This is a genomic window from Microbacterium sp. Leaf288 (genome assembly GCF_001422925.1).
GTDB lineage: Bacteria > Actinomycetota > Actinomycetes > Actinomycetales > Microbacteriaceae > Microbacterium.
This window is the reverse complement of the sequence record NZ_LMNI01000010.1, coordinates 871790-895866: the sequence shown is the minus strand read 5'-3', so window position 1 is coordinate 895866 and position 24077 is coordinate 871790. Positions and strand designations below refer to the sequence as shown.

Below are 24077 nucleotides of genomic sequence, written 5' to 3'. Positions count from 1 at the left end.
GGGTCCGCCCCGACTACACTGGCAGACCATGAGCACCCCGCTGGACAGCCCCGACCAGGGCGGAATCGCGACCCTCGATCGCGAGCTCGAAGAGCTCCTCAAAGAAGAGAACATCGAGCCGGGTGACCACGAGCGCTTCTCGCACTACGTGAAGAAGGACAAGATCCTCGAGTCCGCCATCACGGGCAAGCCGGTGCGCGCGCTGTGCGGCAAGAAGTGGACGCCGGGCCGCGACCCCGAGAAGTTCCCCGTGTGCCCCACCTGCAAAGAGATCTACGAGTCGCTGCAGAGCTGATCACTCGGCGTCGGCGTACACCGTCGGGATCGCCGGGTCGGAGCGGCTGAGCGCGAGCCCGCGCACCGGAAGCTCTTCGCGTACGCGAGCGTGATGCGCTCGAGCGGCTTCGACGCCGTCGGATCCCTCGTACGCGTCATCCGGTTCGCCGTCGACGACGAGCGGCACCTGCAGCGCGCGGGATCCGGGATGGGCGGCGGCGGTGTCGAGTGCTTCGAAGCCGTCGGACACGACGATGAGCTCGCTCGTCGCCGTACCCGCGTCGAGCGTGCGGAACGCCGCCTTGCGGCCGCCCTTCGACGCCTTGTCTGTCGAAGCCTTCGCCACGCCGACCCACCCGCCGTCGGAGTCCTGCCGTGCGACGAGCTTGTAGACCATGCCGGCGGTCGGCGTGCCCGACCCGGTGACCACCGACGTGCCGACGCCGTAGGAGTCGACGGGGGATGCCGCGAGCGCGGCGATCGCGTACTCGTCCAGGTCGCTCGTCACGGTGATGCGCGTGCCGGTGGCGCCGAGTTCGTCGAGCTGGGCGCGCACCTCGGCGGCCACGGTGGGCAGGTCGCCGGAGTCGATCCGGACCCCGCCGAGCCCCGTCCCCGCGACCCGGATGGCCGTCTCGACGCCCTGGCGGATGTCGTAGGTGTCGATGAGCAGCGTGGTGCCGACGCCGAGGGCCTCGATCTGCGCGCGGAACGCGTCCTCCTCGGTGTCGTGCAGGAGCGTCCAGGCGTGGGCGGCCGTGCCCATGGTCGGGATGCCCCATCGGCGACCGGCCTCGAGATTGGAGGTGGCGCTGAACCCGGTGATGTAGGCCGCACGTGCTGCGGCGACCGCCGACGACTCTCCGGCCCGTCGCGAACCCATCTCGGCCAGTGGACGATCCCCGGCGGCGATGCTCATGCGGGCGGCGGCGGTCGCGATCGCCGAATCGTGGTTGAGCACGCTGAGCGCGAGGGTCTCGAGCACGACGGCCTCGGCGAACGTTCCCTCGATCGTGAGGATGGGGGAGCCTGGGAAGTACAGCTCGCCCTCGCGATACCCCGTCACCGAGCCGGTGAACCGGTAGCCCTCCAGGAAATCGAGGGTCGAGGCATCCACCACCTTCTCGTCGCGTAGGAAGCGCAGCTCCTGGTCTGCGAAGCGGAACTCGCGGATGAGCGACAGCAGCCGCCCCGTGCCCGCGACGACGCCGAAGCGCCTGCCACCGGAAAGCCGCCGGCCGAACAGCTCGAACACGCATCGTCGGTGAGCGGTGCCGTCGCGCAGCGCCGCGTCGACCATCGTGAGCTCGTAGCGGTCCGTCAGCAGGGCGGTCGAGGCGGCCATGCGGGTCAGCCTAGCTTTTCATGACGCGGGGGTTCCCCCCGAGGGCTCGCTCTGCTCGCCGCGGCTTCGCCGTGCCCCGCGGCGACCCGCTGGCGTAGGGTGGACTCTCGTGAACGACGCGCCGATCGGAATCTTCGACTCCGGAGTCGGCGGGCTCACCGTCGCGCGGGCCGTCTCGGCGCTGCTGCCGCAGGAGTCGATTCTGTACATCGGCGACACCGCGCGTTCGCCGTACGGCCCGAAGCCGATCGCCGACGTGCGGCGCTACGCGCTCGAGGTGCTCGACGATCTCGTCGCCCAGGGCGTGAAGATGCTCGTGATCGCGTGCAACACGGCGTCCTCGGCGATGCTGCGCGACGCGCGCGAGCGGTACGACGTGCCGGTGGTGGAGGTCATCAACCCCGCGGTGCGCACGGCGATGTCGACCACGCGCAACGGGCGTGTCGGCGTCATCGGCACGGCCGGCACCATCAGCTCCGGCGCGTACCAGGACATGCTCGGTGTCAATGAGCGTCTCACCGTCTTCGCGCAGGCCTGCCCGCGGTTCGTCGAGTTCGTCGAAGCCGGCGTCACCGGTTCGCCGGAGGTGCTCGCCGTCGCCGAGGAGTACCTTGCGCCGCTGCGCGCAGCCGAGGTCGACACGCTCGTGCTGGGCTGCACGCACTATCCGTTCCTCGAGGGCGCGATCAGCTACGTCATGGGCCCGGACGTGAGCCTGGTGTCGAGCGACTCCGAGACCGCGAAGGACGTCTACCGTCAGCTGGTCTCCCGCGACCTGCTCGCGGGGCCGGATGCCGAGCCCCGCCACGTCTACGAAGCCACCGGTGCGTCGGCCGATGAGTTCCTGCGCCTCGCGCACCGCCTGATGGGCCGCGAGGTCACCGACGTGCGCCTGGTCCAGACCGGCGCCATCGACCTTCCGCGTGCCTCGAACCCTGCCCGCCGTCTCGGCTGAGGCATCCGTCCCTCCGGAGGAGAACTGCATGACCGACATCACCCGTGCCGACGGCCGTACCGTCGACCAGCTGCGTCCGATCACCATCGAGCGGGGCTGGTCGAGCCAGGCCGAGGGGTCCGCCCTGATCTCGTTCGGGAACACCAAGGTGCTGTGCACCGCGTCGTTCACGAACGGCGTGCCGCGCTGGCTGACGGGCAAGGGCAAGGGCTGGATCACCGCCGAGTACGCGATGCTGCCGCGCGCGACCAACGAGCGCAACGACCGCGAGAGCGTCAAGGGCAAGATCGGCGGCCGAACGCACGAGATCTCGCGCCTCATCGGCCGGGCGCTGCGCGCCGTCGTCGACACCAAGGCGCTCGGTGAGAACACCATCGTCATCGACTGCGACGTGCTGCAGGCCGACGGCGGCACACGCACGGCCGCCATCACCGGCGCCTACGTCGCGCTCGCCGACGCGATCGAGTGGGGCCGCGGCAAGAAGTTCATCGGCCAGAAGGCGCAGGTGCTGTTCGACTCCGTCGCGGCGGTGTCGGTCGGCATCATCGACGGCGAGCCCATGCTCGACCTCGCGTATGTCGAGGATGTGCGCGCCGAGACCGACATGAACGTCGTGGTCACCGGCCGCGGCCTGTTCGTCGAGGTGCAGGGCACCGCAGAGGGCGCACCGTTCGACAAGCGCGAGCTCGACGCCCTGCTCGAGCTCGGCGTCAACGGCTGCGCGGACCTCCGGACACATCAGCTCGCGGCCCTGCAGCCCGCGGAAGGGGAGTGACGGATGCCGCGACAGATCGTCCTCGCGACCCACAACCCGCACAAGGTCGAGGAATTCCAGGCGATCGTCGCGGCGACGCGCCCTGACCTCGAGGTCGTGGGATACGACGGGCCCGAGCCTGTCGAGGACGGCGTGACCTTCGCAGAGAACGCCCTCATCAAGGCGCGCGCGGCCGCCGACCACACCGGACTGCCGGCACTGGCCGACGATTCGGGCGTGTGCGTGGACGTGCTCGGCGGATCGCCCGGGGTGTTCTCGGCCTACTGGGCCGGGCATGCCAAGGATGCCTCGGCCAACCTGAACCTGCTGCTCGACCAGCTCTCCGACATCGGCGACCCGCATCGCACCGCGCAGTTCGTCTCCACGATCGCGCTCGTCGTGCCGGTGGCCGAGGGGGACGCCGACGAGCACGTGGTCGAGGGGATCTGGCCCGGACGCCTTGCGACGGCGCCGTCAGGCGCCGGCGGCTTCGGCTACGACCCGATCTTCGTGCCCGACGGGCAGGCGACCGGCGCCGAGCGGACGGTCGGAGAGTGGACAGCCGACGAGAAGAACGCGGCATCCCATCGCTCGCGTGCGTTCGTCGCGCTGGCCGCGCTGCTCGCCGAGCTCTGACGCGAGGGGCGATCGGTCACTCCTTCGACACCGTCCTTCACGGGCGCGGCGGTATCAGGTGGAGAGCATCGAAGGGGGGAGAATCCCTGCATGCCTCGCCATCGCCGCCCGGGAGAGGCATGCTGTTGTGCACGCAGCCTTGTCCGGAGCGGCCGATGTTCTTCCTTCGCTGGATCCCCACCTTCCTCGCCTTTCCGCTGGGGGAGTCGATCGCCTCAGCGGTCCTGGGGACGCATCGCAGCGCGCTGACGGCGCTGGCGGCGGGCTCGATCGTCGGCGGCGTCGTCGGAGCCGCGCAGTGTCTTGCGCTGGGCCGCCTCGTGGACTGGCGCTGGGCGGTCTGGACGCTCGGCGCGACGGGTGTGGGTTGCGCGCTCAGCCTTGTCTGGTTCGGCCCCGCGGTCACGCCGGCCGCGGCCGCGGCGACGGCACTCGTCACGGGCGGCGTGGTCGGGGTCGCCCAGGGGTCGTTGCTGCGACGCCGGTGGCGTATCGCGCTCGCGTGGGCGGCGACGGTGAGCCTGTCCTGGGGCGTTGCCGGGCTGCTGGGGACCGTGGGCGGAGCCCGTACCGTCCTCGGCTCGAACGGCGCTCTGGGGGCGACGGTCGTCATGGGCGTCGTGCTGTGGTTCGTCCTTCGGCCCCGCCTGGTCCGCCGGCCGGTGCCTCCTGCGGAGTCGAGCCGGACCATGGACCTCGCCGCGAGCATCATCGTGGCGAGGCCGGGGGGCACACGCGGGCACCGGTAGCGGTCATCGCGCTGCGACTGAGAATCACACTCATTCCCGACTGGGCGCGACTGCCGGTTCCGGGGCGGTCCCGGGCTTAGCCTGGGCACATGCACGACCACGCGCCGACCGGGATCCGAGGGGCGGGCAACCGCCGCCTGCTCGCGATCTCGCTCGCGATCACCTCCACCGTCATGGTGGTGCAGATCGTGGGCGCGGTGCTATCGGGCTCGCTCGCGCTCCTCGCCGATGCCGCGCATATGTTCACGGATGCCGCCGCACTGGTGATCGCCCTCATCGCGAACACCGTCGCGGGCCGGCCGGCGAACGACCGCCGCACCTTCGGGTATCAGCGCGCCGAGGTGTTCGGGGCCCTGATCAACGGCGTCATCCTGATCGTGCTGGCGGGATGGGTCGCGTTCGAAGGCATCTCGCGCCTGCTCCACCCGGGCGAGACCGAGGTCGCCGGTGGCCTCATGCTCGTCGTCGCGGTCGTCGGCCTCGTGGCCAACGGTGTGGCGATGTGGCTGCTGAGCTCCGCCCAGCGACACAGCATCAACGTGCGCGGCGCGTATCTCGAGGTCCTCGGCGATCTCATCGGCTCGGCGGCCGTGATCGTCGCGGCGATCGTGATCGTCACGACCGGCTGGTATCAGGCCGACGCGATCGCCTCGCTGTTCATCGCCGCCATGATCATCCCGCGGGCTGTCGGCCTGCTGCGCGAGGTCGTGTCGGTGCTCGCCGAGTCGGCGCCCGAGGGCACGCACGTGCACGAGATCCGCGAGCACATCCTCGCCACACCCGGGGTCGTCGACGTGCACGACGTGCACGTGTGGCAGCTGACGCGTGGGGCACCCGTGTTCACGGCGCATGTCGTCGTCCACACCGCGGCACTCACCGACGGTCGGGCCGCCGGCATCCTCAGCACCCTGCAGTCGTGCCTGTCCGACCACTTCGACGTCGAGCACTCGACCTTCCAGCTCGAGCCCGCCGGGCACGTCGAGCACGAAGCCCACGCGTGACGCGGCGCGTCAGTCCTCGCGCCGCACCTCGGCGGGCGACTTGTCGGGACGCAGTCCGCGCCACCTGGGGTGACGGAGGATGCCTCCCGGGGTGAATTCGCCGTACTCCACTTCGGCGACGAGGTCGGGCCGCACCCAGAGTGCGTCCCGCGCGTCGAGCGGCGGCACCCCGACGAGCGGGTTCTGGTCGGTGCGCAGCGGCGTCAGCTTCTTGAGCAGCATCGACAGTGTCGAGTCGCTGAATCCGCTGCCGACGCGGCCGGCGTACCGCAGGCCGTCGGCGCCGGGGATGCCGAGCAGCAGCGACCCGAAGGTGCCGCTGCGCCCGCCTTTGCCGGGTCGGATGCCCGCGATCACGACCTCCTGGGTTCTGGTGTTCTTGACCTTCAACCATGACTCCGAGCGGCCGCCGCGGAGATATCGCGACGCCGGGTCCTTCACGACGATGCCCTCGAGGCGCAGCTGCTCGCTGGTGTCGAGCGCCGCGTCGACATCGTCGAACACGGGCGGCACGGTGATCGATTCGACGGATGCTGCGGCCACCGCCTCGAGCACGTCACGGCGTTCGCGCAGGGCCAGCCCGGCGAGGTCGTCTCCGTCGTGCGAGAGCGCGTCGAACAGGTAGTACCGCACGGGCGTGCGCCGCGCCACGCGAGCGATGTCGCCGGCGTGCTCGAGGTTCATGCGGGTCTGCAGGAGCGGAAAGCTGGGCCGGCCGTCGGGTTCGAGGGCGACGAGCTCGCCGTCCACCACGCACGGCTCCGCGCCGAGGCCGGCGTCGACCGCCGTCAGCTCGGGGTAGCGGTGCGTGACCTCGTTGCCGCTGCGCGCGAACAGGCGCAGGCGCTGCCCGTCCCACGCGCCGACCGCGCGGATGCCGTCCCACTTCATCTCGACCCAGGCCTCGGCGCCGTGCTCGCGGTCGGTCCAGGTGCGCGCGGCCAGACGCGCCTGGGCGGGAGTCGCACTCGTCGCGAGCATGGGCCGCAGCTCTGTGGCGGCCGGTGCAGATGCTCCTGGAACCCCGCTGAACTTCCGGTTCACACGGGTCCCCACGTCGGCCGCGCCGGCCCCAGCGCCGGGGCCGCTGTGTGAACCGGAGCTCACAGAGGGTCTTCGACCGGTGGCAGCACCCCGCCCGCCCGGTGTGTCGCGAACCGCGTCGGCCTGGGGACTGGGCTCGACGACCGCGCCGTCCGGCTGTGTTCGGCCCGCAGCATCCGTCTTCATGCGGTGCAGCAGCCAGCTGGACTTCTCGCCGTCGCCGGCGGTGCGGATCAGCGCCAGCCGGACGCGCCCGAGCGGGCCGCCGGGGCGGCCCTCCAGGGTCGCGATGACCTCGTCGTCGCGCCACTTCTCGAGCTCGTAGCGCCCGTCGTCCCAGATGGTCACGGTGCCGCCCCCGTACTCGCCCGCGGGGATCGTGCCCTCGAACGTGGCGTACTCCATGGGGTGGTCCTCGGTCATGATCGCGAGGTTGTTGCGCGTGTACGAGTGCGGGACGCCGCGCGGAACGGCCCAGCTCACCAGGACGCCGTCGTGTTCGAGGCGGAAGTCCCAGTGCAGCGCGGTCGCGTGGTGCTCCTGGATGACGAATCTCGGAAGTTCGCCGTGCGGCGACGCGCCGAGGGGGTTCGCCGGCACCGGCTCCGGGGTGCGGTCGGCGCTCCGCTTGGAGATGTATGCCGACAGCGGTCCGGACTCGGCGTCACGGCCACCGGCGTGGAAGCCGAGCGCAGCCATCGGGTCGCCGATGTTCTCGGCCCGTTCGAGCACTTCGGTGTACTCGAGGTGGCGCAGCCCAGGATCGTCGAGCTCCTCCCAGGTGCGCGGCGCGGCGACCGTAGGATGCGGCCGGCCGCGCAGCGAGTAGGGCGCGATGGTCGTCTTGGACCCGTTGTTCTGGCTCCAGTCGATGAGCACCTTGCCGTGCCGCTCGGTCTTCTTCATGCTGCTGACCACGAGGTCCTTGTGATCGGCCTCGATCGCGCGGGCGAGCTCGTTCGCGAGCGCGGAGGCCTGCTCGGTCGACTGCCCCGGGGGCAGCGCCGTGTACAGGTGGATCCCCTTGCTGCCGCTCGTGACGGGGTAGGGCTCGAGCCCCATGTCGAGCAGGATCTCGCGGGCCCAGCCCGCTACCACCGCGCACTCCGCAAGGCCGGCGCCGGGCCCGGGATCGAGGTCGAGCACGAGCCGGTCGGCCGGACCGCGTCCTCCGCCGGCGTCGAAGCGCCCGCCTGCTCGTTCCTCAGGCGCGAAGCGCCACTGGGGCACGTGCAGCTCGAGGCTCGCCACCTGGGCCAGGTAGACCAGCGTCGGCACGTCGCCCACCAGCGGATACTCCTTGGTGCCCGTGGAGTGGGCGATCGGCATCCGTCGCACCCACGACGGCGCGCCGCGCTCGAGGTCCTTCGCGAAGAAGACCATGCCGGGGTCGTCGTCGGTGCCGACACCGTCCGGCCACCGTTTGCGGGTGACGGGTCGTCCCACGACGTGGGGGATGAGGAGCTCGGCGATGCGCGAGTAGTAGTCGATGACCTCGCCCTTGGTGGTGCCGGTCTCGGGATAGAGCACCTTGTCGAGGTTCGTGATGCGCAGGCGACGGCCGCCGATGCGCACCAGCTGCTCGTCGCCCGCCATGGGCTCAGAGTATCGGCGCGGCGTGACGCAAGGGGTGGCCGCGTGTCGGCGCCCTGGTGTTCACTGGTGGGGTGAGAGCGATCTGGAAGGGTGCACTGACGTTCGGACTCGTCAACGTGCCGGTGAAGGTGTACTCGGCGACCGAGGACCACGACGTCTCGCTGCACCAGGTGCACAACAAGGACGGCGGGCGCATCCGCTACCAGCGGATCTGCGAGATCGACGGTCAGGTCGTGCCGTACTCCGACATCGACAAGGCCTACGACGACGGTGAGAAGACCGTCGTCCTGACGAAGGAGGACCTCGAGTCGCTGCCGGCGGAGCGCAGCCGCGAGATCGACGTCGTCGAGTTCGTGCCGAGCGAGCAGATCGACCTCCTGACGCTCGACCGTGCGTACTACCTCGAGCCGGATTCGGCCTCTCCCAAGGCCTACGTGCTGCTGCGCAAAACGCTCGAGCAGACCGATCGTACGGCCATCGTCCGCTTCTCCCTTCGGCAGAAGACCCGGCTGGCGGCGCTTCGCGTGCGTGACGACGTGCTGGTGCTGCAGACCCTGCTGTGGTCCGACGAAGTGCGAGAAGCCGCCTTCCCGTCGCTCGACGAGTCGGTGCGCATCTCGGCGAAGGAGCTCGAGCTGTCGGCGTCGCTGGTCGAGAGCTTCTCGAGCGACTTCGATCCTGAAGAGTTCAAGGACGAGTACCAGGAGGAGCTGCGCACCCTCATCGAGGCGAAGCTCGAGAAGGGCGACGCGCTCGACACCTCCGAGACCTTCGGCGAGCAGGAGGAAGAGGAGGCCGGCGGCGAGGTCATCGACCTGATGGCTGCGCTCCGCGCCAGCGTCGAGAAGTCCCGGGCAGCCCGCGAAGTCGGCGACGCGAACGCGTCAGGCAACGAGGATGCCGGGGGTGATGGGAAGCCGGCGGCGAAGGCATCCGCCAAGAAGCCCGCCGCGAAGTCGTCGGCGAAGAAGCCGGCCGCCAAGAAGAAGGCCTCCTGACGGATCGGGCCGCGGCTCGCCGTCCGATCAGGCCTTGGGGGCGCCGCCCTCGTGGTGGTCGGGACCGCGGTCGAACACCTCGGCGTCGAGGACGAGCGCCTCGGCCTCGCTGTGGTCGGTGACGACATCCTCGCCCGCTGCCGCAGCCTTCTTCGCCTTGCCGCGCTCGCGGAAGTAGTGCCACAGCGTCACGAGCGCCGTGCCGCCGACCGCCGCGAGCAGGATGAGGTCGATGTAGTTCTCTACGAACGTGGCGACCGGCGGGATGAACCCGATGGCGTAGCCGAACATGGTCAGACCGAAACCCCACAGCACCGCGCCGATGAAGTTGTAGAGCGTGTACTTCCACTTGTTCATGTGCCCGACGCCCGCCGCGACGGGAGCGAAGGTGCGCACGATCGGGACGAAGCGGGCCAGGATGATGGTCAGTCCGCCGAACCGCTCGAAGAACGCGTTCGTGCGCTCGACGTTCTTGACGCTGAACAGCCCGGACTCCTTCTTCTCGAAGACCGCCGGGCCGCCCTTGTGGCCGATGTAGTAGCCCACCTCTCCGCCGATGAATGCGGCGAGACCGATCAGCAGCGCCACCCACCACACGCTGATGCCGAACACGCCGTGCGGCGCATACGACTGGGGGTGCGACAGCAGGCCCGAGATCACGAGGAGCGTGTCTCCGGGGAGGAGGAACCCGATGAGCAGGCCCGTCTCGGCGAAGACGATGAAGCACACGGCGACGAGCGCCCAGGGGCCCGCCCATTCGATGATGGCGGCCGGATCCAGCCAGGGGATCAGGGCTGTGGGAACTGCGTGCACGATGGTCGTCCCGTCGTCAGTCGGCGGAGGATGCGAGAACTCGCGTGCGGAAGGTGGGACTTGAACCCACACGCCCGGAGGCACAGGAACCTAAATCCTGCGTGTCTGCCAATTTCACCACTCCCGCGAGGCTCTCAGTCTAGTGAGGCGACTGGGGGTCGGCTGTGGGGCTGGCCCCCGTTCCGGCCGGGGGATCAGCGGCGGATGCCGAACAGGAAGTAACTCGCGGGACCGATCCAGTTCACGAGGATCGCGGGGATCCACGCGACCTTGGGCCCGCGGACCTCATCGGCGTCGCGGTGGGCGAGATCCCAGAATGCGAGGAACGCGAACGCGACCTGCACGATGCCGAGCACGCCGAGTCCCGCCTTCGCCGCGGGGGCCATCTCCGTCTTGGTCATCTTCGTCCCTTCGTCTGTTCCTCCATCCTGCCGCGCCGGCCGTCCGCCCGCATCTGTGGATAACTTTCGGCTGGCTCGGCAGCGAATTGGCAGGATGCAGACGTGACTTCTGCCGCCGCCCCCGTCGCATCCGTCGTGGCGGAGCGCGTGCGGGAACGGCTGCGTGCGGAACGGTCGGATCCGACCCGCGACCCCGAGTTCGCGGCCCAGGTCGCCCGCGCAGAGGTGCGCCGCCACAACGACTTCGCCCTCGCGCGCGGCCTCGCGCCCGTCGATGACGAGACGGCCTGCGTGCGCGACGTGCTCGCCGCGGTCTCCGGGTTCGGCCCCCTGCAGGCGTACCTCGACGACCCGACCGTCGAAGAGGTCTGGATCAACGCACCCGACCGCATCTTCGTCGCCCGCGGCGGTGTCCCCGAGCGCACGCCGCTCATGCTCACTGACACGGCGGTGCGCGATCTGGTGGAACGGATGCTGCAATCCAGCGGTCGTCGGGTCGACCTGAGTCAGCCGTTCGTCGACGCGTCGCTTCCAGACGGCTCCCGGCTTCACGTCGTGATCCCCGACATCACGCGCCGGCACTGGGCGGTCAACATCCGCAAGTTCCTCCCCGCGTACCGGGATCTCGCACGCCTCGTCGCGGCAGGCTCGATCGCCCCGGAGGCCGCGACGCTGCTGCGCGACGCGATGATCGCGGGGCAGTCGGTGCTGGTCTCGGGGGCGACGCACGCGGGGAAGACGACGCTGCTCGGCGCGCTCATCGCCGCGTGCCCACCCGAGCACCGCATCGTGACGGTCGAGGAGACCTTCGAGCTGGCGGTCGCGGCGCCGGACCTCGTCGCTCTCCAGGGTCGGCAGCCGAGCCTCGAGGGGACCGGCGAGGTCACGCTTCGCCGACTCGTGAAGGAGGCGCTGCGCATGCGCCCCGACCGGCTCGTCGTCGGCGAGGTGCGCGACGCTGAGGCGCTCGATCTGCTGCTGGCTCTCAACACCGGCGTTCCCGGTGCCGCCACGATCCACGCCAACTCCGCTCGCGAAGCGCTCGGCAAGCTCGCCGCGCTGCCGTTGCTGGCCGGGCGCAACATCGACGCGAGCTTCGTGCAGCCGGCGGTGGCAGCATCCGTCCATCTCGTCGCACACTGCCAGCGCGACGCGAGCGGCGCACGACGGGTGGTCGAGATCGTCGCGCCGACGGGAGTCGCGGACGGCGTGCTCACCGCGCACACCCTCTACCGGGCGGTCGCCGCGTGACCTTCGTGTGGGCAGCGGTGCTCGCCGCCGGGCTGCTGCTGATGCTGTCGCCGTGGTTCTGGCCGGCGGGCTCGCGTCGTCCGGGTGCGCCCCGGCGCGGGCGGATCTCGCGTCTGCTCGAAGACGCGGGGATGCCCCGCGTGTCCGCGTCGTCGATCATCGTGGTCGCGGTGGTGTCCGCTGCGGTGACGGCCGCCGTGGCGTGGCTCATCGCGCCGGTCGCCGCGCTCGCTCTGGTCGCTGCGGCTGCGGGGGCGCTCGCGCCCTTCGCCTGGCTGCGCTCGCGTCGCTCGAAGCTGCTGCGCACGCGACGCGGCCTCTGGCCGGACGTATGTGATCTGCTCATCGCGTCGGTGCGCGCGGGGATGTCGCTGCCCGATGCCGTCGCGAGTCTCGCAGACTCGGCTCCCGCTGAACTGCGGCCGGCGTTCGCGGCGTTCGCGCGCGACATCGCCGCGTCGGGGCACTTCGATTCGAGCATCCAGCGCCTCAAGACGAATCTGGCAGACCCGGTCGCCGACCGCATCGTCGAGACCCTGCGCATGGCCCGTCAGGTGGGCGGCACGGAGCTCACCGCGGTGCTGCGCGCGCTCGCCTCTTCCGTGCGAGCGGACGCGGCGCTGCGGGCCGAGGTCGAATCGCGCCAGTCGTGGATCCGCGGGGCGGCCGTGCTCGGCGTGGTCGCCCCGTGGGTGATCCTCGCGATGCTCGCGATGCGTCCGGAGGGCGCCCGCGCGTACGGGAGCGCGGGCGGCATCGCGCTCATCCTCGTCGGCGCGGCGGTGTCGCTGATCGCGTACCGGCTCATGATCCGTCTCGGCCGCCTTCCCGAACCGCGGCGGTGGTTCGGGTGATCGGATTCGCGATGGGCGACGTCGCCTACGCCGTCGTGCTCGGCACGGCGCTCGGTGTCGGGGTGTGCCTGCTGATCTCGCTCGCACCGCGATGGGGCGCGCCCAGCCTGGCGCGGCGGATCGCGCCCTACATCCGCGACGTGACCGATCCGCGGGGCCTCGACGTGGCGGGTCCTGCGGTCGGAGGGTCGCCGTTCGCGTGGTCGGCGTTCGTGCAGCGTCGCCTCGGCCGGCTGGCAGGCGGTGACGCGTCGCTCACCCGACGCCTGCATCAGGCCGCGTGGACGATCGACGCCGCCCGCTTCCGCGGACGGCAGCTGGCCTGGGCGATCGCGGGGCTGGCGGTCGGCGGCACAGTGGTCGTCGTGCTCGTGCTCGTCGGCCGCGGATCGCCGGTCCTCGGGTTGCTTCCGCCGGTCGCCGCCGTCGCCGCGGCGCTCGCGTACGACGCGTGGCTCACCCGCGCGGCGCGGGCGCGGGCCGCACGCATCGAGGAGGAGCTGCCGACGGTGCTCGAGTTCCTCGCGCTGTGCCTCTCGGCGGGCGAGGGAATCCTCGACTCGCTGCGTCGCGTCAGCGACGTGGGGGCGGGGGAGCTCACCGCGGAGCTGCGGGGCGTCGTCGTCGCGGTGGGCACCGGCTCATCGCTGTCGGAATCGCTCACTCGCCTGGCCGCAGGCCTCGAGATCCCCACTCTCACCCGCTCGATCGACCAGCTCGTGGCGGCGATCGAGCGAGGCGCGCCGCTCGCTCACGTTCTCCAGGCGCAGGCGATCGACGCCCGCGAGGACGCGAAGCGCACACTCATCGAGCGCGCGGGCCGGAAGGAGATCTACATGCTCTTTCCCCTCGTCTTCCTGATCCTGCCGCTCAGCGTGCTGTTCGCGGTGTTCCCGGGGATCTTCATGCTTCGACTCGGACTCGGCTGACGGCCGGAAGGAGAAATGATGAAAGCACGGATGCTGCGCCTCACGGCTCGGCTTCGCACCACAGCGCGCGACCTCGCAGACGACGAGAGGGGTGACGTCCCCGGGTGGGTCCTCATCACGCTGATGACCGCGGGGCTGGTCGTCGTGATCTGGGCGATGGCCGGGCCCGCCTTGGCCGACCTGTTCGAGCAGGCGATCAGCCGCGTCTCCGGGCTCTGACGTCTTGCGTGTGGGCCTGGTCCGCGCGTTGTCGGGCCTGCGCGCCCGACTCGGCGCTGACCTGCGCGACGACGCCGGAGCGAGCCCCGTCGAGTTCGTCCTCGTCGGCACGCTGCTCACCGTGCTCACCCTCGGTGTGCTGCAGTTCGGCCTCGCCGTGTACGTCCGCAACGTCGTGCACGACGCGGCCGTCGAGGGGGCCTATCACGCGGCCCTCGCCGACACGACGCTCGCCGACGGCGCGCAGCGCACGCGCGACATCGTGGGTCGCGCGATCGGCGCCGAATACGCGACGGAGGTCAGAGTGCAGGAGTCGGCGGCGCTCGGCCAGCGGACCGTCGAGGTACGAGTCCAGGCGACCCTGCCCCTCGTGGGCCTGCTCGGTGCGCCGCGCGGAATGGAGGTGACGGCGCATGCGCCTGTCGAATCGTTCGACTGACAGCCTCGCAGCGGATCCGCTCGCGGACGACCGCGGCTCCGCAGCCCTCGAGTTCATCCTCGTCGGGCTCCTCCTCCTCGTGCCCCTCGTCTACGTGGTCGTGGCGCTCGGCCTCATCCAGGGGCAGAGCCTCGGTGCCGAGGCCGCCGCACGTCACATCGCGCGCGCGGTGTCGACCGCGAGCGACGTGGACGACGCGCGCGCCCGGGCTGACGCGGTGCTCGCAGCGGTGTCGGAGGAGTACGGCCTCGACGACGTCGACCTCTCCATCGACTGCACGCCATCGGGCGCCGCCTGTCCGCGGGCGGGTGCGACGCTGCACGTGCGCGTCCGCACGACGGTCACGCTGCCGCTCGTGCCGCCGGTGCTCGACCTCGACCGCATCGCCGCGGTCCCGATCGAGGCGTCGTCCGCGCACAAGGTCTCACGCTTCTGGAGCGAGCGATGATCGCCCAGGTGACGCGCGTGCTCGCGCGGAGAACCAAGGCGGCCGACCCCGACGAGGCGGGCAGCGTTCTGATCCTCACCCTCGGCTACGCCGTGCTCGCGATCGCGGTGATCCTCGTCTGCACGGCCGCGACGAGCCTGTACCTCGCGCAGAAGCAGCTCGACGCGATGGCGGATGCGGCGGCTCTGGCTGCGGCGGACGGCTTCGACCTCTCGGTGGTCGACGGCGAGCCTGTCGCCACGCTCACCGACGCGGGCGTCCGTCGGGAAGCCGAGGCGATGATGGGAACCCTCGACCCCGAGGCGCGACTCATCTCGGCTTCGACCCCCGACGGAGTCTCCGCGCGGGTGACGGTCGCCGGGCAGTGGCATCCGCCCATCGTCACCGTGTTCGTACCTGACGGCGTCGTCCTCGAGTCCACCGCCACGAGCCGCACGGCGCTGCGCTGACGCGGGGGCGCCGCGGGTGCTACCCCTCGGAGGTCGCCGTGGCGCGCGCGGCGAGCGCCACCGCCTCCATGCGCGAGTGCACGCCGAGCTTGCCGAGGAGGTTCTGCATGTGCGCGCCGACCGTCTTGATGCTGATGCCCATCTCGGTGGCGACCTGCTTCTGCGACATCCCCTCGGTCGTGAGCGCGAGCACCTGTCTCTCGCGCGGGGTCAGCGTTGAGAGCCGCCGGAGGTCCACGGTCGCGCCGCGAGCCGGCCGGGTGCGCTCGATGAGCCGTCTCACGCGGGCGAGGAACTCCTCGGCGTCCATGGACTCCGCGGCGTAGTCGTCGGCGCCCACGAGCAGCCCGGCGACGACGTCGGCGGGCGTCGTCCGATCCGCCGACACGAGCACCGCGGGCAGCTCGGGTCCGTAGCGATCTCGAAGCTCCCGCAGGAACCCGCACCCGCCGTCCTCGACCTCGAGGATCGCCACCTCGGGCGCCACGCCGTTCAGCTGTGCGGCGGCCTGCGTCACCGTCGCGAATGCGACCGCGGACAGCCCCAGCCGGCCCAGCAGCGTTACGTACTCGGCCCTGACGTGGTCACCAGCGACCACGAGTGCGAATGACTCTTCCGTGCTCACGATTCCTCCCCGAATCGCGCGCCTCCCGCCCGAGACTGACGACCTAGGGAGTTCCCCGGAACCCCATCCGCATTTCTCCCGATGGTCGCGTCTCCACGCGGTTCATAGCCTAGGGCCAGCAATGGCCTGGGGAAAGGGGAGGACCATGTCTCAGGAGAAGCGGCGGCGCTCGATCGCCGCGGGAGTCACGGGCTGTATGGTGGCGGCCTTCGTTCTGGGGGGAGCATCCGCGGCCACCGCGGCGGACGGCCCGTGGGCGATCGACGGAATCGTCGTACCCGATGTCACGGATCCCGCGATGGAATCGATCGAGGACGAATTCGGCAACGTGAAGGAGCTCGGACCACTCAACTCCAACACGACGAAGATCGCGGTCATCCACAACGACGGGCTGCCGACGCTCGACCCCACCAACCCGAACGCCCAGGTCGACCTGCGGCGTGCGTGGGTCGACGCGGAGAAGGACGCGGCGGGCGACGACTGGCTCTACTTCGCGTGGGAGCGCGACTCGGCCAACGGCAGCGGGTTCATCGCCTTCGAGTTCATGCAGAACGACGTGCCGGCCGGATGCGCCTACGAGACGGCCACCGACGCTCAGCTGATCGCGAACTGCAATCCGTGGGCGAATCGTCAGGGCGGATCCGCGGGACCGCCGGTCGTGCCCGGCGACTTCATGATCCTCTGGGACCAGCAAGGCGGGAGCACCGCCCTGTCGCTGCGCATCTGGAGCGGAACGGCGCCGAATCTGACGCTCGGAGCCGCGATCCCACTCAACGCGACGGTATCGCAGGCCGCGTACAGTCCGGACAGATTCAAGGGCGAGGCGGCCATCAACCTGACTGACACCGTGTTCGGCGGGGTGCAGCAGTGCCTCACGATCGCGAACGTGATCCCGAGCACCGTGACGGGCAACTCCGACACGGCCGACTACAAGGACACCATCCTGGCACCCGCGCCCGAGTTCGGCAGCTGCGAATCGACGACGGAGACCACACCCAAGACCGCCGCCGGCGCAACCATCCCCGGCTCGGAGATCTCGATCGGCACTGGGGTCGTCGGCGTCAAGGACTCCGCCGTCGTGAACATCACCGGAGGGACGACCGCCGTGGGCGGTTCGGTGCAGTTCCACCTCTGCAAGGTGGACGCACCTGGACTGTGCGCGGAGGGTGGGACCGACGTCGGATCGACCAACCTCACCGGTGCGACCTATCCGGTGACGGTCGAGTCGGCCACCGCGTGGGTGACGGCCGCCGGCCGCTACTGCTGGAGGGCGGAGTACACGCCGGTCCAAGGCAGTGGGGTCACGGGCTCGAGCGATTCGAGGGCGACGGAGTGCTTCACCGTTAATCCGGTGGAACCGACACTCACCACCCAGGCGAGCGCGGGCATCGTGCTCGGCGGCACGGTCAAGGACACGGCGACACTCGGCGGGACCACCGCCCAGCCGCTCGACCCCGTCATCCGCACAGGAGCCCAGCCGGTCCCGGGCGCCTCCGCGGGGGGCACGATCACGTTCTCGCTGTACGGACCGAGCACCACCGGCTGCGGCCCGCTCGTGCAGACGACCACCGCGGTGAACGTGAGCGGCAACGGCAACTACGAGTCGCCGACGGTGACGCCGACCGCCGCGGGCACCTACCACTGGGTTGCGACATACAGCGGGAGCTCACCGAACACCCTCGGCAAGACCCACAACGCCCCGTGCACCGACGGCAACGAAGACGTCGTCGTCAGCACGGTGCAGGCGAGGATGTCGACCGCGCAGCGGTGGTATCCGAACGATTCGGCGACGATCTCGGCTTCGGCCGGTGGGCCTCTTGCCGGGACGGTGACGTTCACGCTGTATCCCTCGACCGACTGCTCGGGCACTCCGGTGTTCCCGGCAGTGAACCAAGGGGTCTCGGGCGCGTCGCCGCAGACGGTGGGAACCAACAACACCACCGTCGCCGTCACCACCGGCGGGCCGTTCTCCTGGAAGGTGAGTTACGACAGCACCAACCCGGCGCAGGATGACATCCTCCCGAGTTGCCACGAGACGTCGTCGCTGATCATCACGAACGGAGGAACGATCCCACCGCTGCCATGACTGGGGGGTGAAGCCCGCTCATAAGGACTGGTCCATTCGCCGGAGGCGGGACCGATCAGCAGCGGACGAAGCGGCGACGGAACCGGTGCCCGTCGCCGCTTCGCCGCGCCCGCCGAGACGGAGGGCTGGATGCCGCAGCCCGGCGTCCGTTACAGTGGTGCCGGATCGGTGCCCCAGGCACCTCGACCGGAAAGGAGGAGAACGATGACCGTCTTCGTCATGCTCCCTGCCCCTTCCCTTTCCTCCGAGGTCGCCCGCACGCACTGAGATCGGCGACCTCCAGTCCTGGAGTGTCCTGCCGATGTCATCCGAACGCCTCGACGCGTCCGCATCCGTTCTCTCGCCGGATCTCGAACCCGGCCCCGATCAGCGCTGGTCCACGTGGCCGGCATCCCCGCCCACCCAGCGTGGACCGCTGCCGCACCCGGAATGGGTCGTCACCGCGTCCGGCGCGTTCGACACCGAGCTCGGTGTCGTGAAGACCGGCAAAGAAGCCGACGTGCACCTCATCGAGCGCGCGGTGCCCGGCACCGCCGGCGTGCTCCTGGCCGCCAAGCGCTACCGCAACTCGCATCACAGTGACTTCCACCGCTCGGGCAGTTACGAGGAGGGACGCACGATGCGCAACACCCGTGACGCCCGGGCGGTGAGTCGCAGGTCGGCGTACGGACGCTCGGTCGCCGCCGGCCATTGGGCGGTGAGCGAGTTCGACGCGCTCTGCCGCGCCTGGCGCGCGGGGGTCCCGGTACCGTACCCGGTGCAGGTGAGCGACACCGAGGTGCTCATGGAGTTCGTCGGCGAAGGGCGGGCGGCCGCGCCGCGGCTGGCGCAGAGCCGGCTGCACGGTGAGCAGCTGCGCAGTGCCTTCGACCAGGTCGTCGGCATCCTCGAGGCGTTCGCGCACGCGGGATTCGCGCACGGTGACCTCTCGCCCTACAACCTGCTCGATCACGACGGCCGTGTCGTCGTGATCGATCTTCCACAGATCGTCGACGTCGCCGCGAACCCGCAGGGCCTCGACTTCCTCCACCGTGACGTCGTCAACGTCTCGACGTGGTTTACCCGTCGCGGGCTCGAGAACGACCCCGAGCAGGTGTTCGCCCACCTCGTCGCGATGCTCTGGTGATGCTGGTTCAGGCGGATCCCCGCAGACGCCGGCAACCCCGGCGCGCGTGCGCCGGGGTTGCCGGATTCCGGGGGCGGGGGGTTAGCGGACGCCCTTGGCCGGAGTGGCCTCGAACGCCTTCTCGATCTCCTGCGTGAACGTGTTGCCCTCGGCGTCCGTCGCGGTCACGCGCAGGTCGACCCAGCCGCCCTTGTCCGACACCGGGATCTGCGCCGAGTAGCCGCTGACCCACGCGCGCGACTCGGCGAAGATGTACCCGTCGCCCTCGACCGCGCCGGTGGGGGCATCCGTCTTCGCGGTGTCGAGAGCGACCGGCTTCCACTCGCCGCCCGGGGTGCGGGCTTCGAGCGTGGCCTCGGTGATCGCGCCGGCCGGCGCGGTGCCGGCGACGTGGCCGAGCTCGAGACCGAGGGGGATGGCGGAGCCCTTGCGACGGCCTTCGCCGACGCGGTTCTCAGCATTCACCTCGACGTCGTAGTACGCCTGGATCATCGGCAGCAGCCGGTAGTCCCAGTCGCCGAGCTTGCCCGACGCGCGGAACGTCCAGTCGCTGACCGTCTTCGTCGACCCCGCGAGGTGCGAGCCGTCGTGGGTCGCGGTGCTGACCACACGCCAATCGTGCTCGCCGTCGGGCAGGTCGTAGACGTTGGCCCCCTGGTGCTCGCGTTGTGCGAACAGCTCGCCGTCGATGTAGATGTCGGTCAGCTGCTGCACGGTCGACGGCTCGATCCAGGTGTCGAAGGCGCCGGTGTGCTCACCGTCGCCGCCGTCGGCCCAGCTCGGGATGTTGATCTGCGCGTAGTCCGATGCGAGGTACGGCACCCAGTACCCGGTGCCGACGTAGGGACGGACGATGCCGCCGTAGTAGTCGGCCTCGGTGCGCTCGCCGCGCTCGTACGTGCGCTTGATGTCGCGCATCTGCCACCCCACGGACGTGATGGTCGCGTCCTGGTACCAGCGGAGTCCGTCGGTGTTGACCCAGTCCTGGCGCTCGGTGCCCCGTTGCGTGCGCATCGGGAACCCGCTGCCGTACTCAGCGCCGGGCACGAAGTCGTAGCGGAACTCGCCGATCTCCTCCTTCTGCCCGATGTAGCGGGTGTCGATGCGAGCGAGGTCCTCGGCGGTGTGCGCGTACGACATGTCGGACGGGATCTCACCGTCGCCGAACTCCGCGATGTCGTAGACCACGTCCGAGGTCGGCACGCCGATCGCGGAGAGCGTGGATTTCTTCTGCGCGAGCTGTGCGCGCAGCGCGCGCCCCTCGACACCGCTGACGCCGGCGACCGGGATCGGGGCATCCGTCGTGTAGTCCTCCGACCCGACCCACTCGTTGAACTCGCCATCGGCGTCGTTGACGACGATCAGCAGCTTCGCGCCGGCGGCGGCCGCGTTGGCGGCCCGCTGGGATGCCGAGACCTCCGCCGATCGAGTGACCACCGCGATCTTGCCGGCGACGCCCGCCGCGGCGAGCTCGTCGGCGCTGCCCTTGCCGGCGTCCACGGCGGCTGCCTTGAACGAGCCGTCGAGGAACGTCGAGCCGATCTGCACGATGAGGTCCATCGGCTTCTTGCCCGACGACACCGTCAGCATCGGCGTCTGGAGGCGCCAGCGGGTCGCGAACGAGAAGTCGGCGTCGTCGACGGTCATGGGCTGCGCCCACATCTCGTCGGTCCACACCGGCATCATCGCGCTCGCCACGAACGCGTCGACCGTCACGTCCATTCGCCGGAAGACGGGGTCGAGACCCTTCTGACCGACGTCGACGGTCACCTGCTCGGCCGTGCGCGCGTCGAGGGCAACGGTGCGGTCCTGGTCGAGGGTGAGCGTCGGCTCGCCGACCAGCACGCTGGCGATCGTGTCGGGGGTGCGGTTCAGCTCCATGAACGACATGACCGTGTAGTCGCCCTTCATGAGGCGCAGGGTGGTCTCGCCTTCGACCAGCACGGGCTCCGCCCACTCGGTCGCCGGGTCCCAGAGGAACGCGTAGGTGGTGGTCGGATTGCCCTCGAAGTCCGTCGCCGTGAGCGTGAGGTCGTAGCGCTCCGCCTCCGCGATCGTGCCCAGCGCGGTGCGCGTGACGGCCTCGCCGTCGACCGACGCCACGAGCACGCCCGACAGCTGCGTGCCGGCGGGAACCTTCGCCGGGTCGACCGTCAGCTTCGCCGAACGCGTCTCGCCCGCGGGGATGGTCAGCGTGTCGACGTCCATGGTGAGGGCGTCGAACGCGATCCCGGCCGACAGCGGGCCGGGCCCGCCGTCGCCGCCACCCGGCGTGGTGTCGGAGAGCGTCGCGGTGAGGGCCACCGTGAGGTCGGCATCCGTGCGGTTCGTGTACTCGACGGTGCGCTCGACCGGCGTTGCCTCTTCGCCCCACACGAGCATGCCGAAGTCGCCCGAACCGGACGCGATGACCGGGGCGCCGAGCGCGGCGGCCACGTCGACGACACCGGTGCCGCTCTGGTACGCCGTGTGACCCACGTCGGTCGCGGTGCTCGCGATCGCTGCCTTGAGCTGGTCCTTCGTGTAGTCGGGGTTGGCGCTGAGGAGGATCGCGGCCTCACCGGCGACGTGCGGCGTCGCCATGGAGGTGCCGCTCATCGTGATGTAGCTGCCCGCGCCGCCGCTGTCGGCGGATCGTGCCGCCGTGACGTCGTTGCCGGGCCCGGTGACGTCGGGCTTGAGCGCACCCGACCGCGCGAGCGGGCCCTGGCTGGTGAACCACGACAGTGCGCCCGACGGGTCGTCGACCGAGCCGACGGTGAGCGCCTGCTCGGCGGAGCCCGGGGCGCCGATCGTCTCGGGAGCGCCCGAGTTGCCGGCCGCCACGACGAACAGGGCGCCGGTCTCTTCCGAGATCCGGTTGAGGGACTCCGCCATCAGGTCCTTGCCGTCGGAGGGGCTCTGCGAGCCGAGGCTCATCGAGACGATCGGGGCGTTCTGTCCCGCCCACTCCATGGCGTCGATGATCCACGAGTCCTGGCCGTAGCCGTCGGCGCCGAGCACCTTGCCGACGAGCAGCTGGGCGCCGTCGGCGACGCCGCGGTGGGTGCCGCCGCTGGCCGCGCCGGTGCCGGCGATCGTCGAGGCGACGTGCGTGCCGTGGCCGTTCGGATCGGACGCCACCTCCTCGCCGGGCACGAAGCTCTTCGAGTCGGGGAGCACGTGGCCCTGCAGGTCGGGGTGGGTGTCGTCGTAGCCGGTGTCGAGCACGGCGACGGTGACGCCCTCGCCGGTGTGCCCCTCGGCCCACGCCTCGGGCGCGTGGATGTACGGCACGCTCGAGTCGAGCGTGGCACGCACCTTGCCGTCCAGGTGGATCGCCTCGATGCCGCCGGCCAGGGCAGGCGCTGCGGAGAAGCTGCGCGCGGTGGGGGTGGAGAGCGCCTGCCACGCGGATGCCGCGTCCTGGTGTCCGAGCGTCGCCGCGGCGCCGCCGATGCTCTCGAGCGGGGTCCGCACCTCGAGACCCGGAACGGGTGCGGAGTATGAGCGGGTCGCGGCCGCATCCTGTTCGACGATGATCGGCGTCGCGTCGACGGACGCGTCGTCGTAGCCGTACTCGATGAGCAGCGACACGTTGAACAGGTCCTCGTCGAGGGCACCCGACGCCAGATACGGCATCGCCGCGTCGGGGACGACGTGCAGGTCGCCCGCCGCCTCGTACGTGCGGGCGCCGGCGCCCTCGACCGCGGTGTCGATCGACACCGCGTGGGTGCCGTCGGTCAGGTCGGTGACGGTGACGTGGTCGCCCGTGATCAGGGTGACCGTGTGCGGGCTGCCGGCGACCGCGCCGGCGGTGGGGGGACCGCTGGGGGCGGGGGCGGCGGCGGCCGCCGGGAGCGAGGCGAGGCCGATGCCTGCGATGCCGATCGCCAGTCCGCTTGTGGCGGCGACGATCGGTCCGAGGCGACGGCCGAAGGGCTGGGGTCGTGACATGCGCGAGCCTTCCGGTGTGGGGATCCGTGTAACCCCCACCTTCGTGGCCGGAGTGCATAAAGTGGATGGCGGAGAAATGCCATGGCCATCATCCGCCAGGGTCGGCGGGTGACGATGGACCACATGGAGAAGGTGACCGTGCTCGACGCGCTCGGCCTCGACGAGGCCCATACGTCCGTCTATCGGTGCGTCCTGCAGCAGCCCTCCGCGTCCACGGCCGAGATCGCCTCGCTGCTCAGCATGTCGCTGCCGCGCGTGAGGCCGATCGTCGCCGAGCTGGAGCGGCTCGGGCTGCTCGCACGCCAGGCGTCGGCGAGCGACCGGTTCGTGGCATCCCCGCCGTCGATCTCGCTGCGTCCGCTGCTGCTCGAGCGCGAGCGCGGGCTGACCCGCGCACACGAAGCGCTCGTCGAGCTGAGCGATCTCTACCGGCGTTCCGCGGAGCAGCGCAGCATCGCGGACGTGGTCGACGTGGTCATCGGCGACGACGCCGTGCGCCAGCGCGTGGCGCAGCTGCAGGCCGCTTCGATCGAGCAGGTGCGGGTGCTCGTGCTCCACGAGATCGCGCTGCTCAGCGGCGAGGACAACATCGAGGAGGACCGCGCTCTCGCACGCGGTGTGCGATACCGCGTGATCGTCGAGAGCGCTGTGCTCGAGCGACCCGGATTCCTCGCGGCGGCCCGCGAGATGGCTCAGATCGGCGAGGAGATCCGGGTGCTGCCGACGCTGCCGACGCGCATGTTCATCGCCGACGACCAGATGGCGCTGGTGCCCATGCACTCGCAGGACGAGGACCAGGGCTTCGGCGCCCTTCTCATCCATCCGAGCGGCCTGCTCGACCTCGTGTCATCGATCTTCGAGGAGTACTGGCGGGCCGCCACCGAGTTCCTTCCGATCGCCGCGGCGCCGACCACCGAGGACGTGGACCGCGATCTTCTGCGATTGCTCCTGTTGGGGGTGACGGATGCCGCAGCCGCCGCGCAGCTCGGCATCTCGCTGCGAACGGTCCAGCGCCGAGTGGCCGACCTGATGGACACCGCCGGGGTCACCACGCGCATGCAGCTCGGCGCAGAGGCCGTGCGGCGCGCCTGGGTCTGACCTTCGGCGGCCCGCGCTTCATCGCGAACCCGTGTGATGCCGCGAAACC

The 24077-nt window shown here is 70.6% G+C and carries 23 protein-coding genes and 1 tRNA gene; 17 read left to right on the top strand and 7 right to left on the bottom strand.

The genetic code is table 11. The annotated features are described in order from the left end of the window. Positions 1-28 precede the first annotated feature (28 nt). Positions 29-295, top strand: coding sequence for a DUF3039 domain-containing protein (locus tag ASF40_RS08285; protein ID WP_056367819.1), 267 nt, complete (start codon positions 29-31; stop codon positions 293-295). Here the strand turns inward: ASF40_RS08285 and ASF40_RS08280 are convergent, their stop codons facing one another. Continuing rightward, the gene (locus ASF40_RS08280) at positions 296-1621 is read right to left on the bottom strand and encodes a nicotinate phosphoribosyltransferase (RefSeq protein ID WP_056367818.1); all 1326 of its coding nucleotides are present in this window, start codon (positions 1619-1621) and stop codon (positions 296-298) included. A 109-nt stretch (positions 1622-1730) separates the two neighbouring features. On the opposite strand from ASF40_RS08280, the gene murI reads away from it, so the two are divergent. The 5 genes from murI (at position 1731) to ASF40_RS08255 (ending at position 5716) form a co-directional block, all read left to right on the top strand. Then, the gene (gene murI / locus ASF40_RS08275; RefSeq protein ID WP_056367816.1) at positions 1731-2576 is read left to right on the top strand and encodes a glutamate racemase; all 846 of its coding nucleotides are present in this window, start codon (positions 1731-1733) and stop codon (positions 2574-2576) included. 28 nt (positions 2577-2604) lie between these two features. Next, complete coding sequence (rph, locus tag ASF40_RS08270) at positions 2605-3351, top strand: ribonuclease PH (RefSeq protein ID WP_056367814.1); 747 nt, start codon at positions 2605-2607, stop codon at positions 3349-3351. 3 nt (positions 3352-3354) lie between these two features. Then, on the top strand, positions 3355-3966 hold the full coding sequence (rdgB, locus tag ASF40_RS08265) for an RdgB/HAM1 family non-canonical purine NTP pyrophosphatase (RefSeq protein WP_056367813.1): 612 nt from the start codon (positions 3355-3357) through the stop codon (positions 3964-3966). Between the two features lie 155 nt (positions 3967-4121). Then, the gene (locus ASF40_RS08260; protein WP_056367811.1) at positions 4122-4715 is read left to right on the top strand and encodes a hypothetical protein; all 594 of its coding nucleotides are present in this window, start codon (positions 4122-4124) and stop codon (positions 4713-4715) included. A gap of 89 nt (positions 4716-4804) precedes the next feature. Beyond that, complete coding sequence (locus ASF40_RS08255) at positions 4805-5716, top strand: cation diffusion facilitator family transporter (RefSeq protein ID WP_056367810.1); 912 nt, start codon at positions 4805-4807, stop codon at positions 5714-5716. A gap of 9 nt (positions 5717-5725) precedes the next feature. Here ASF40_RS08255 and ASF40_RS08250 read toward each other — a convergent pair whose 3' ends face one another. Further along, positions 5726-8356 (bottom strand): ATP-dependent DNA ligase, encoded by a 2631-nt coding sequence (locus ASF40_RS08250; protein WP_056367808.1) that lies wholly within the window; start codon positions 8354-8356, stop codon positions 5726-5728. A gap of 71 nt (positions 8357-8427) precedes the next feature. Here ASF40_RS08250 and ku point away from each other — a divergent pair, with 71 nt between their 5' ends. Further along, positions 8428-9354 (top strand): non-homologous end joining protein Ku, encoded by a 927-nt coding sequence (gene ku / locus ASF40_RS08245; protein ID WP_056367806.1) that lies wholly within the window; start codon positions 8428-8430, stop codon positions 9352-9354. 27 nt (positions 9355-9381) lie between these two features. Here ku and ASF40_RS08240 read toward each other — a convergent pair whose 3' ends face one another. The 3 genes from ASF40_RS08240 to ASF40_RS08230 all read right to left on the bottom strand — a co-directional run bounded on the left by ASF40_RS08240 (position 9382) and on the right by ASF40_RS08230 (position 10568). Next, positions 9382-10167, bottom strand: coding sequence for a DedA family protein (locus tag ASF40_RS08240; RefSeq protein WP_056368359.1), 786 nt, complete (start codon positions 10165-10167; stop codon positions 9382-9384). A 45-nt stretch (positions 10168-10212) separates the two neighbouring features. Then, positions 10213-10294, bottom strand: a tRNA-Leu gene (locus ASF40_RS08235). A gap of 67 nt (positions 10295-10361) precedes the next feature. After that, on the bottom strand, positions 10362-10568 hold the full coding sequence (locus ASF40_RS08230; RefSeq protein WP_056367805.1) for a PLDc N-terminal domain-containing protein: 207 nt from the start codon (positions 10566-10568) through the stop codon (positions 10362-10364). Between the two features lie 102 nt (positions 10569-10670). Between ASF40_RS08230 and ASF40_RS08225 the strand changes: the two genes are divergently transcribed. From ASF40_RS08225 to ASF40_RS08195, 7 genes are read left to right on the top strand one after another with little or no spacing between them, the layout of a single operon-like run. Further along, positions 10671-11819: a CpaF family protein gene (locus ASF40_RS08225; RefSeq protein WP_056367804.1), complete on the top strand. Its 1149-nt coding sequence runs from the start codon at positions 10671-10673 to the stop codon at positions 11817-11819. Then, positions 11816-12673 (top strand): type II secretion system F family protein, encoded by an 858-nt coding sequence (locus ASF40_RS08220; RefSeq protein ID WP_082496930.1) that lies wholly within the window; start codon positions 11816-11818, stop codon positions 12671-12673. Before ASF40_RS08225 ends, ASF40_RS08220 begins: the two co-directional genes overlap by 4 nt. A gap of 11 nt (positions 12674-12684) precedes the next feature. Continuing rightward, positions 12685-13602, top strand: a complete 918-nt coding sequence (locus tag ASF40_RS08215) for a type II secretion system F family protein (protein ID WP_056367801.1) — start codon at positions 12685-12687, stop codon at positions 13600-13602. 18 nt (positions 13603-13620) lie between these two features. Continuing rightward, a complete protein-coding gene (locus ASF40_RS08210) occupies positions 13621-13821 on the top strand; it encodes a hypothetical protein (RefSeq protein WP_056368355.1) in 201 nt (66 codons plus the stop codon). A gap of 10 nt (positions 13822-13831) precedes the next feature. Then, entirely contained in the window at positions 13832-14260 is a 429-nt protein-coding gene (locus tag ASF40_RS08205; RefSeq protein ID WP_442922685.1) for a TadE/TadG family type IV pilus assembly protein, read from the top strand. Further along, a complete protein-coding gene (locus ASF40_RS08200) occupies positions 14235-14708 on the top strand; it encodes a TadE family protein (protein ID WP_056367799.1) in 474 nt (157 codons plus the stop codon). The genes ASF40_RS08205 and ASF40_RS08200 overlap by 26 nt, the downstream gene beginning before the upstream one ends. Next, complete coding sequence (locus ASF40_RS08195) at positions 14705-15157, top strand: pilus assembly protein TadG-related protein (RefSeq protein ID WP_056367798.1); 453 nt, start codon at positions 14705-14707, stop codon at positions 15155-15157. The genes ASF40_RS08200 and ASF40_RS08195 overlap by 4 nt, the downstream gene beginning before the upstream one ends. Positions 15158-15176: 19 nt before the next feature. Here the strand turns inward: ASF40_RS08195 and ASF40_RS08190 are convergent, their stop codons facing one another. After that, entirely contained in the window at positions 15177-15782 is a 606-nt protein-coding gene (locus ASF40_RS08190) for a response regulator transcription factor (RefSeq protein WP_056367797.1), read from the bottom strand. 145 nt (positions 15783-15927) lie between these two features. Here ASF40_RS08190 and ASF40_RS08185 point away from each other — a divergent pair, with 145 nt between their 5' ends. Next, a complete protein-coding gene (locus tag ASF40_RS08185) occupies positions 15928-17868 on the top strand; it encodes a hemagglutinin (RefSeq protein WP_157549533.1) in 1941 nt (646 codons plus the stop codon). Between the two features lie 301 nt (positions 17869-18169). Then, positions 18170-18994, top strand: a complete 825-nt coding sequence (locus ASF40_RS08180) for a serine protein kinase RIO (protein ID WP_056367793.1) — start codon at positions 18170-18172, stop codon at positions 18992-18994. A gap of 81 nt (positions 18995-19075) precedes the next feature. Here ASF40_RS08180 and ASF40_RS08175 read toward each other — a convergent pair whose 3' ends face one another. After that, the gene (locus ASF40_RS08175; protein WP_056367791.1) at positions 19076-22930 is read right to left on the bottom strand and encodes a S8 family serine peptidase; all 3855 of its coding nucleotides are present in this window, start codon (positions 22928-22930) and stop codon (positions 19076-19078) included. An 81-nt stretch (positions 22931-23011) separates the two neighbouring features. Between ASF40_RS08175 and ASF40_RS08170 the strand changes: the two genes are divergently transcribed. Then, positions 23012-24028 (top strand): MarR family transcriptional regulator, encoded by a 1017-nt coding sequence (locus ASF40_RS08170; protein WP_235560168.1) that lies wholly within the window; start codon positions 23012-23014, stop codon positions 24026-24028. The last annotated feature ends 49 nt before the right edge of the window (positions 24029-24077 follow it).

Bases quoted from the DNA above. Each gene is read 5' to 3' on its own strand.
- ASF40_RS08175 (WP_056367791.1), bottom strand. From the start codon at position 22,930: ATGTCACGACCCCAGCCCTTCGGCCGTCGCCTCGGACCGATCGTCGCC.
- ASF40_RS08210 (WP_056368355.1), top strand. From the start codon at position 13,621: ATGAAAGCACGGATGCTGCGCCTCACGGCTCGGCTTCGCACCACAGCG.
- ASF40_RS08200 (WP_056367799.1), top strand. From the start codon at position 14,235: ATGCGCCTGTCGAATCGTTCGACTGACAGCCTCGCAGCGGATCCGCTC.
- ASF40_RS08260 (WP_056367811.1), top strand. From the start codon at position 4,122: ATGTTCTTCCTTCGCTGGATCCCCACCTTCCTCGCCTTTCCGCTGGGG.
- rph (WP_056367814.1), top strand. From the start codon at position 2,605: ATGACCGACATCACCCGTGCCGACGGCCGTACCGTCGACCAGCTGCGT.
- ASF40_RS08230 (WP_056367805.1), bottom strand. From the start codon at position 10,568: ATGACCAAGACGGAGATGGCCCCCGCGGCGAAGGCGGGACTCGGCGTG.
- ASF40_RS08250 (WP_056367808.1), bottom strand. From the start codon at position 8,356: ATGGCGGGCGACGAGCAGCTGGTGCGCATCGGCGGCCGTCGCCTGCGC.
- ASF40_RS08280 (WP_056367818.1), bottom strand. From the start codon at position 1,621: ATGGCCGCCTCGACCGCCCTGCTGACGGACCGCTACGAGCTCACGATG.
- ASF40_RS08285 (WP_056367819.1), top strand. From the start codon at position 29: ATGAGCACCCCGCTGGACAGCCCCGACCAGGGCGGAATCGCGACCCTC.
- ASF40_RS08195 (WP_056367798.1), top strand. From the start codon at position 14,705: ATGATCGCCCAGGTGACGCGCGTGCTCGCGCGGAGAACCAAGGCGGCC.
- ASF40_RS08180 (WP_056367793.1), top strand. From the start codon at position 18,170: ATGTCATCCGAACGCCTCGACGCGTCCGCATCCGTTCTCTCGCCGGAT.
- rdgB (WP_056367813.1), top strand. From the start codon at position 3,355: ATGCCGCGACAGATCGTCCTCGCGACCCACAACCCGCACAAGGTCGAG.
- ASF40_RS08170 (WP_235560168.1), top strand. From the start codon at position 23,012: ATGGCCATCATCCGCCAGGGTCGGCGGGTGACGATGGACCACATGGAG.
- ASF40_RS08255 (WP_056367810.1), top strand. From the start codon at position 4,805: ATGCACGACCACGCGCCGACCGGGATCCGAGGGGCGGGCAACCGCCGC.
- ASF40_RS08185 (WP_157549533.1), top strand. From the start codon at position 15,928: ATGTCTCAGGAGAAGCGGCGGCGCTCGATCGCCGCGGGAGTCACGGGC.
- ASF40_RS08215 (WP_056367801.1), top strand. From the start codon at position 12,685: ATGGGCGACGTCGCCTACGCCGTCGTGCTCGGCACGGCGCTCGGTGTC.